Genomic DNA, 216 nt, shown 5'->3' with positions numbered 1-216 from the left:
TTCGATGTTGGAGCAACTCAGGTTGCTGGTTTAGAAAAGGGAGGAATTCATTCTAGAATTTTTGATTTTTTAGATATTCCATCCCCAGAAGCCACAATTTTAGACCCTGCTTGCATTGTTGATTTAAATGATGGTGGTAATCCTATACCTATTTGGTATGAAAAAAGTAAATGGATTGCTGAACGAGAAATGCAGTTTCCTGGGAGTGAAAAGATC

General features: G+C 37.0%; 1 pseudogene. It reads left to right on the top strand.

Annotated elements, in window-relative coordinates:
- Positions 1–216, top strand: a pseudogene (locus AMO19_RS03385) (C-3',4' desaturase CrtD); the annotation flags it as partial.

The organism is Prochlorococcus marinus (assembly GCF_001180245.1).
Taxonomy (GTDB): domain Bacteria; phylum Cyanobacteriota; class Cyanobacteriia; order PCC-6307; family Cyanobiaceae; genus Prochlorococcus_A; species Prochlorococcus_A marinus_F.
The sequence above is the reverse complement of the archived record's forward strand: the minus strand, read 5'-3'. Positions and strand labels throughout refer to the sequence as shown.